Here is a 7,676-nt window from a genome sequence, read left to right as displayed (position 1 = left end):
CGATGATCGTGATCGCGTGCAAGATCGCGGTGATCGCGCAGTTGGTGCTGCTGGCGGTGGAGATCATCGCGGCTCAGGCGGCTGCGCCGTTCACGTTGGGGTTGTCGGAGTTGGGTGCCGCGGGTGCGGTGCAGGCGACGAAGATGATCGTGCGGCGGTTGTTGAAGGAGCTTCGGGATGCGCTGGTGGAGGCGATCCTGGAGACGTTGAAGGAGCCGGTGGTTTCGGCGGTGCAGGCGATGATCAGTGACTTGATCGCGCAGACCGTGAACCAGGGTTTCGGTGCGCAGGACGGCTTCGATCTGGGGCGGACGGGGAAGGCGGGGGCGGAGGAGTTCAAGACTGCGGTCAAGAACTCCGGGCAGACGTTCACGGAGGCGCTGCGGGACGGGGTCGGGTCGCGGGCTGGCCATCATGCGCGCAACGGGCTGGACAGTGCGGCGGGGCACGGCAGCAACGCGGACTCCTCCGGCTCCGGTGACAGTGGTGGCAGTACGAACGCGCCGGACAGCAGCGGTAGTTCGCCGTCGGGAAGTAGCAACAGCCCTTCGTCCGGCAGCAGTCCGTCGGGTAGCACCAGCCCTTCGGGTTCGAGCCCGTCCTCCAACAGCTCGTCCGGCAGCAGTCCTTCGGGTACGAGTCCGTCGTCGACCGGTCCGTCTTCCGGTGGTCCGTCTTCGTCGAGCACTTCGCCGGACAGCGCTCCGAGCCGTGATACCTCCGGTTCGAGTGAGACGCCGCGTTCGACGCAGCAGACGCCCACGTCCGGTGAGCCGCGCAGTTCCGCGCCGCTGGACCCGTTCGGTACTCGGGTGGGTGCCGACAGCAGCCCGTCCGGGGATGCCGGCTCGTCGCGGACGCCTGCGGGCGACAGCAGCACGCCGAGCCGATCCGACGACACTGGCCGTACCAACACCCCGTCGCCGGAAGGCCGTTCGGGTCCGGACTCGCAGCAGTCCGCCCGCACCCCCGAGAACGCCGGTCCCTCGCGTACGCCTGATGGTGACCCGGCTCCGCGACCGGCGGCGTCCGACGGACCCTCGCGTACCCCGGACGCCGGTGACACCCGCCCGCACTCGGGCCCGTCCGAGAACGCCGGCCCCACGCGGACGCCGGACGGTGACACGAGTACCCGTCCCAACTCGTCGTCCCCGGACGGGCCTTCGCGCACCCCCGACCACGACCCGGGAAGCCGCCCGACCGCCTCCGACGGTCCGTCCCGTACACCGGACAGTGGCGACAGCCGCCCCCACCCGGGTCCGCCCGAGAACACCGGTCCCACCCGTACGCCCGACCACGACCCCGGCAGCCGTCCCGCTCCCGCCGAGCACACCCCGCCCCCGCGTGGSGACGACAGCCGTCCCAGCTACGGCCCGGTACGCCCCGTCGACCCGACGCCGAGCCACACGCCCGCCCCGGCGGATATACCCGCACCCCGGCACGAGAGCACTCCGGCCCAGACCCGCCCCGACGCCGTCCCACAGCCCGCCGCCTCCACACCGGACGCGCGAACCCCCGCACACGCCCCGGCGCCTGACCACGCCTCACCCGACAGCGGTCCGGCCCCGACCCGGGTGGACCCGCGGACCGCCTTCGCGGATCCGGCCGGTGGCACCCCGACCACGACSGACAGYTCCGCCACGTCCGCCCCGCGCCTGAACACCGCCGGCCTGGGGGCCACCGCGACCGCGCCGCCAACGTCCGGCCCGGACCACCGCCCCACCCCGCAACCGACAACGGATACCGCCAACCCGACGAACCCGGCCGCCACCCCCGGTGGTATGCCCGGTGGCGTGCCGCACGCGGGCAACCCGACGGCCTCGAACCCGACCACACCGGCGGCCGGCCGGCCGACCGCGCCGTCCACCCCGGCACCGGCACCCACCGTCCAGCCGCAGCGCCGCCCGGACCACGACGGCCCGACCCTGACCCCCCGCCCGGCCGCCGACCGTGGCCCCGGAACAGGCCGCCCCGACCCGCGCACCAGCTACGCCAACAACCCCACCGCCCGACCTGACATCCCGTCACGTCTGGACCCGACCGGCTCCAGCACCACCCGCCCCGACGCGACGCGCCCGGACAGCACCCGCCCGGACCTCGGTTCGCGTCTGGACCCGACCGGTTCGAATGCCACCCGGCCCGACTCGAAGCGCCCTGACGCGACTCGTCCGGACGTCGGGTCGCGCCTGGACCCCACGGGCTCGAGCACCACCCGTCCCGACAGCACTCGACCGGACGGCACCCGCCCGGACCTCGGGTCGCGCCTGGACCCGACCGGTTCGAACGCCACTCGCCCGGACGGCACCCGTTCGGACGGCACCCGCCCTGACATCCCGTCACGCCTGGACCCGACCGACTCGAACAACACCCGCCCGGACACGGCTCGGCCGGACAGCACCAGTCCTGACATCGGCTCGCGTCTGGACCCCACCGGCCAGGACTCCACGCGCCCCGACGACGCCGCCACCAAGGAGCCCCACCGCCCCGCCACTGCCGACCGTCCTCTCGACAGTCCGGGCGGCTACATCGACCCCACTGACCGTGACCAGAAGCGGGTCGACGACGAGTTCCCCCGGAACCCCGACGGCACCCCGGTGAGCCACCCCGATCCCAACGAGGGCAACTGGGTCGCCGCCGTCAACGGCGACGACCCCAACGCCCCCGGCCGCAACAACAATTGCCCCGACACAGCCCTCGCCGTCGTCGACAACCTCAGCGGCAACCCCACCCCCGCCGCCGCCCGCACCCCCGACTACGACGCCGACGGCAACCCCTCGGACCGCGGTGACCGCAACGGCCGCGACCGGATCGAGAACGCCTTCGGCGCCAAGTTCAACGACATGGGCGACGGCCCCGAAGCGTTCCGCCGCATCGAGGACACGCTCCGTCAGAACGGCCACGGCTCCCAGGCCGTCATCATCACCACCGACAACGACGGCCGCTCGCACGCCTGGAACGTCGCCAACCACAACGGCACCATCACCTACATCGACGGCCAGACCGGCCAGCGCAGCGACCAGCCCCTCCACAACGGCGACAACGGCGTCTTCGCCATCCCCCTCGACCGCGACCGCAACCCCACCGAGCCCGCACCGTCGGCCGACCCCAACCACAACCCCGACAACGACCGCCGCGCCCCCGAAGAACTGGCCGGCGGGGCCGATAACTCGACGGGTCCGTCGCCGGATGACACGAGTGCCGCTGACGCCGATCGGGAGCGAGTCCGAAAGCAGGTCGAAAGGGCCAACGAGGCGGACGGGGAGTGGTTGAAGAAGCACTACAACGTCGACGGTCACCGAACCCGCATCGGCATGAAGGATGAGAACGGGCACGAGATCCCTCAACTCAGGTGGGTCGAAGGAGATGCGGACAATCCTGGAAAGTGGATCGCGGCCCAGGACGCGCCGCCCCCACTCGCCGAGAGCTATAAGGGTGATGCCGCTGACCTCTCGGCCTCGCCCGCTGACCGCGAGCGAATGCGCCAGATCGACGAATCCATCGAGCGTCGTGAACAGGCACTGGCGGCAGACCGGGCGGCCGAAGACGCGCTGAAGGAAGCGAAGGAGAAGCACGAGAAGAACCCTGGCGACGCGGAGGCGAAGGCCGAGTACGACAGGCTGCACCAAGAGCACAAGGCCCCGCACCATGAGATGGGCAAGGCGGGCGAGGAACTGGGCGACCGCGCTGCCGAGTATCACGCCATTCCGGCGACCTACCCCGATGCCGAGCGAAAAGATGACCGGAAGGAAGGCAACAACCGGTTCGATCAGATCTGGCGTCGAGAGGACGGGGGCTTCGTCGTAGTTGAGGCGAAGGCACCGACTGCCGGACTGGGCGACCGGAAGGCCCTGGACGGGCGTCAGGTGATGCAGGGACACCCGGAGTACTTCAAGGCGATCATCAACCAGATGAAGAAACGCAAGGATGACGATGGGACGGAGCTGCGTCTGGCGAAGGAGCTCGAAGCGGCCTGGGCGAGCGGAAAGCTCGACTACGTTCTGGTTCAGGCTAAGGTCAAGGACGGCCAGTACGATGGCTACAAGATGAAGCAGTTCGACATCGACATCGAGCCCTAGGGGGGTAGTGCGAATGACGACGACTGTGGCTCGCCATGTGTTGGAGAGCGGCAACCTCGCGAAGGCGGTTGGGGTGCTCGCCGAGGTTCTCGATGAGGAGCTCGCGGCGGATCCGCTGACGGCTTGGCACCTCAGTAGTGCGGTGGACACTGCGCTGATTCTGGCTCGGAAGCTTAGTGTGCTGGACCCGGAGGCTGAGGAGCTCGGTACCTGGAACGCGTACATCCGGGCGATGCAGGCGAGTTCGGGGGTTTTCGCGGCAGCGACTGCCGAGGGTTCGGTCGAGTGTCGGGTCGGGCGTGAGGTGCGGCAGATCCCGGCGACCGGGCCGAAGTTCTACACGGATGCGGGTGCGTGGCTCGACGCGTTCTGGCTGGCCGTCATCTGCCGGGAACGCGCGCGTTTGGACATGCTGAGTGCGGTGCCGGTGGACGTGCTGCGCGGGTCGGGTGCGGTGTTCGACGAGTACGTCTATTCGTGGGTCGAGGCGTTGCAGGCGTACTGGCGTCGTACTCCGGACCTGACGGAGAAGCTGCTTGCGGCGATCGACGGTACGGACCCGGATGTTGCTCGGGTCGCGGACCGTGAGGTGTTGCTCAAGGTGCTGTATCCGCCGATCGCCGCGTTCTACCAGTTCTTGCGGCGGGACCAGGAAAAGTTCGACTCAGCACTGCTACAAGGGCTTGAACTGCACCGGGAGTTCTGGTCGGCGGACGAAGAGCGTGCGGGGGACTCCGACGGCTTCATCTCCCTGCCCCTGCTCGCCATCGCCTGCCTGGCGTACGACAACGACGTGCCGGTGACGGTTGAGTCCGAGTACCTGCCCAAGCACCTGCTGCGCCGCAGCTGGTTCGGCGAGTACCAGACCTGAACTGCTGGCTTGCGTCCGACCAGCCGGGATGATGGAAGGACAGGTCCGGTTCAGTGGTGACGCTGTGACCCCCGAATCCTGAACTGTCAGGGCCTGAGCCGCCCGCTCTGTTCCCGAGCTGGGCAGGCTCTGGGCTCCCAGGGGCTCGCCAGACAGGAGCGGACCTGAGGCTCCGTGCGTTTCGGTGACGATTCCCGGCTGCCGGTCGCCGTGCGGTCGGGCCAGGTTCCGCGAGTTCGAGACCGAGTAGGGCACCCGGTGTCCGGCGATGGTCGGGGTGTGGACCCGGGGCTGGGAGCACTTCGTGACGTTCGTGCGGTTCCTGCCCGAGGTCCGCCGGGTCGTCTACGCCACGAACGTCTCACGGGGTTCTACAAGGATCCGAACGATCCCAGTAAGTGCCTACAGTCGACTTTGATGGCGGGGAAATCGTTCTGGTCTACAAGGTGGACTCGGCGGGCGGGTGAGTTCCACCTGCATACATCCTTTGTCAACCCTGAGGGCGGGAAGCACTCCTGATCATGAGTATCGAAAAAGCCCCAACCGACTTCATCGGGCAGTATTTGGGAATCGAGCTCGCCCACGATTCTATGCAGGATGTCCGGGCCATTGTTGAGCGGGCATCCTGGGCGGCAGATATTCGTGTCTAATTCGATTACCTACTTGCCAAGCACCCGCTGGGTTCTTGGATGCTGCCTTGAAGGTGGACGGGCAGTATCACGAGGGCCGGTTGGTCGGGGAATTCCAGAAGTGGCATGAGAACGGTCGGTTGGCCGGCCGCAAGCTCTACTCCGAGGCGGGGCAGTTGACGGCCGAGTACAGCTGGACCGCCGGTGGCGTACTTGTCTACTCCTGGCCGGAGGCCTGATAGCAGCCCGGAGGCGACGAGCCGATCCTGTTGTGAATGTGGCCCCGAAGGTTCGAAAGGCGAGCGTGGAGCGGCGAGTTGATGTCAGTGATCCGATGGTCGGCATGGATGCGGGGCAGCGTCTGACCTACGACGGGGTGCCGTTCTCGGGTGAGGTGGTGGAGGGGGCGCTGGACGACCCGACCTCGCTGGAGACGTACCGGGACGGGTGGCTCAACGGTCCGTGGCGGCTGTGCTACCTGGACGGAAGCCCGAAGGCTCAGGGCGAGTTCGTCCAAGGCGGTCTCGTCGGTGAGGCGTTGACCTGGCATCTGAACGGGCGGTTGGAGTCCCGAAGGCTGTTCACCGAGGCGAGCAGGGAAGTAGCCGGCTACGCCTGGGACGAGGACGGTCGGGCGACCCGCGCTTGGAGCGCAGGGGCTTGAGCAGCGAACTCGGCTCCGCGCTGGAGCATGCGCTGGCCGTCGGCCGGCTCGACGAGTATCCGGCGGATGTTCGGGTCCTGCTGCTGTCCGACCTGCAGGCTCTGGCCGAGGTGGTCGCGGCGGTGGGTGGCCCGGGTGTCGACCAGGTGGCCCGGCGGATACGCGGTGCGGTGGTGGAGGCGGTCCGGCTGTACCGCGAGGATCTGCATTGCGGGGTTGCTGAGTGGGCGTCCCGACTCCGGTTCGCCGCGCAGGGCTGGGGCGATCGTGAACTGGTGGCCGGTCTGGACGAGTTGGGCCTGCAGCTGCCTTGGAGGGCCGACTGGGCCCGCTGGCGGCCGCTCGGCGTCTTCGACACTCGGGAGTTCGCCCCGGGGTGGACCGGTCCGGTCCAGGTGGCCGGCTGGCGTTCGGCTTCGGACGGGGCGGGGGGTGAGGTCTGCCTGCACTCCGCCCACGATCAGCGCTACCGGTGGTACGCCCTCGCGGACGGCGAACAGATCGGCGAGGCCGTGGACGACTTCCCGGAGGTGGCGGGTGCTCCGGAGTACCCGGCTGTCGATCCGGGGTTCACCATCGAGGTGCTGGACGAGAGCTTTGATCTGTTGAAGGTCAGGATTCGGAGCGCCGCAGGCTCGGAGGAGCCGGTGTTCCCGCTCTGCGCGCCCTACCCCGGTGCCCTCGCTCACCCGTTGCCGGGTGGCAGGTTGCTGCTGGCGGGCCACAGCGGGGCAGCCGTGATCAGCTTCGGCGCTCCGGCGGCGGGGATCGTCGGCGTCCGGACAGGGGACTTGGCCACCGCGCCCGTGCTGACGCCCCGTGAGGCCTGGTGGGGGCAGGGTGAGCTGACGGCCGACGACATCGTCCCGTACTACCAGGGCGGTGTCGCGTACGCGGATCCCGGCCGGCTCGGCTCGCTGGGCGAGCGGGCGGACGTGGTGCATGTGCTGTGCACGTTGGGGCTGCCCGGGTTCCCGGTCTTCTGGCAGGAGACCTTCGGATGCCTGCAGAACCTGGCGACCTTGGAGCAACACCTCACCGAGCAGGGTGAGTCGGCGGAGGAGTACCACGCGGGCTTCACCGTGATCGCGCTCTCCGCCGACGGTGAGACGGCGCTCTGCGTCGATCACGCCAACGGTCAGGTGCACCAGGCGGAAGGCGGTAGCCCGGAGCTGCTCAACACCTCGCTGCTTGCCTTCGCCGCCTGCCAGGCCCTGACCAGTTGGGCACTGTCGGTCTCCACCGCGCGGCATCCCGAGGAGAGGTATGAGTTCCTGGCTTTCGTCCGCGAGGCGCTCACCCGGATCGACCCGGAGGCCGCAGCGGAGGAGGGTGCCGACTGGTGGTGGTTCCTCGCACTCGAGGACGACTACACCTTGGTTGCATAGCCGCAGCTGGTCCGATCAAGCCGGAGAAGGAGAGAACAGTGCTCAGGA

At 68.9% G+C, this 7,676-nt stretch carries 6 protein-coding genes; 4 read left to right on the top strand and 2 right to left on the bottom strand.

The annotated features are described in order from the left end of the window. Positions 1–73: 73 nt before the first annotated feature. Both ASC99_RS27165 and ASC99_RS27160 read right to left on the bottom strand, forming a co-directional pair. Positions 74–352: a hypothetical protein gene (locus ASC99_RS27165; RefSeq protein WP_157531777.1), complete on the bottom strand. Its 279-nt coding sequence runs from the start codon at positions 350–352 to the stop codon at positions 74–76. A gap of 60 nt (positions 353–412) precedes the next feature. Beyond that, a complete protein-coding gene (locus ASC99_RS27160; RefSeq protein WP_157531776.1) occupies positions 413–901 on the bottom strand; it encodes a hypothetical protein in 489 nt (162 codons plus the stop codon). 880 nt (positions 902–1,781) lie between these two features. On the opposite strand from ASC99_RS27160, the gene ASC99_RS27155 reads away from it, so the two are divergent. From ASC99_RS27155 to ASC99_RS27140, 4 genes are all read left to right on the top strand, one after another. After that, positions 1,782–4,076, top strand: a complete 2,295-nt coding sequence (locus tag ASC99_RS27155; RefSeq protein WP_157531775.1) for a toxin glutamine deamidase domain-containing protein — start codon at positions 1,782–1,784, stop codon at positions 4,074–4,076. Positions 4,077–4,089: 13 nt separating this feature from the next. Further along, positions 4,090–4,947 carry an immunity 49 family protein gene (locus ASC99_RS27150; RefSeq protein ID WP_057236868.1) on the top strand — a complete coding sequence of 286 codons (858 nt, stop codon included), beginning with the start codon at positions 4,090–4,092 and terminating at the stop codon, positions 4,945–4,947. Positions 4,948–5,919: 972 nt separating this feature from the next. Further along, positions 5,920–6,240 (top strand): toxin-antitoxin system YwqK family antitoxin, encoded by a 321-nt coding sequence (locus tag ASC99_RS27145; RefSeq protein WP_157531774.1) that lies wholly within the window; start codon positions 5,920–5,922, stop codon positions 6,238–6,240. Further along, positions 6,237–7,628: an SUKH-4 family immunity protein gene (locus ASC99_RS27140; protein WP_057236864.1), complete on the top strand. Its 1,392-nt coding sequence runs from the start codon at positions 6,237–6,239 to the stop codon at positions 7,626–7,628. Before ASC99_RS27145 ends, ASC99_RS27140 begins: the two co-directional genes overlap by 4 nt. Positions 7,629–7,676: the final 48 nt, after the last annotated feature.

Origin of the sequence: Kitasatospora sp. Root107 (genome assembly GCF_001424875.1) — a bacterium.
Lineage (GTDB): Bacteria > Actinomycetota > Actinomycetes > Streptomycetales > Streptomycetaceae > Kitasatospora.
Note: the sequence above shows the minus strand (reverse complement) of the source record. Positions and strands in the feature narration are given on the sequence as shown.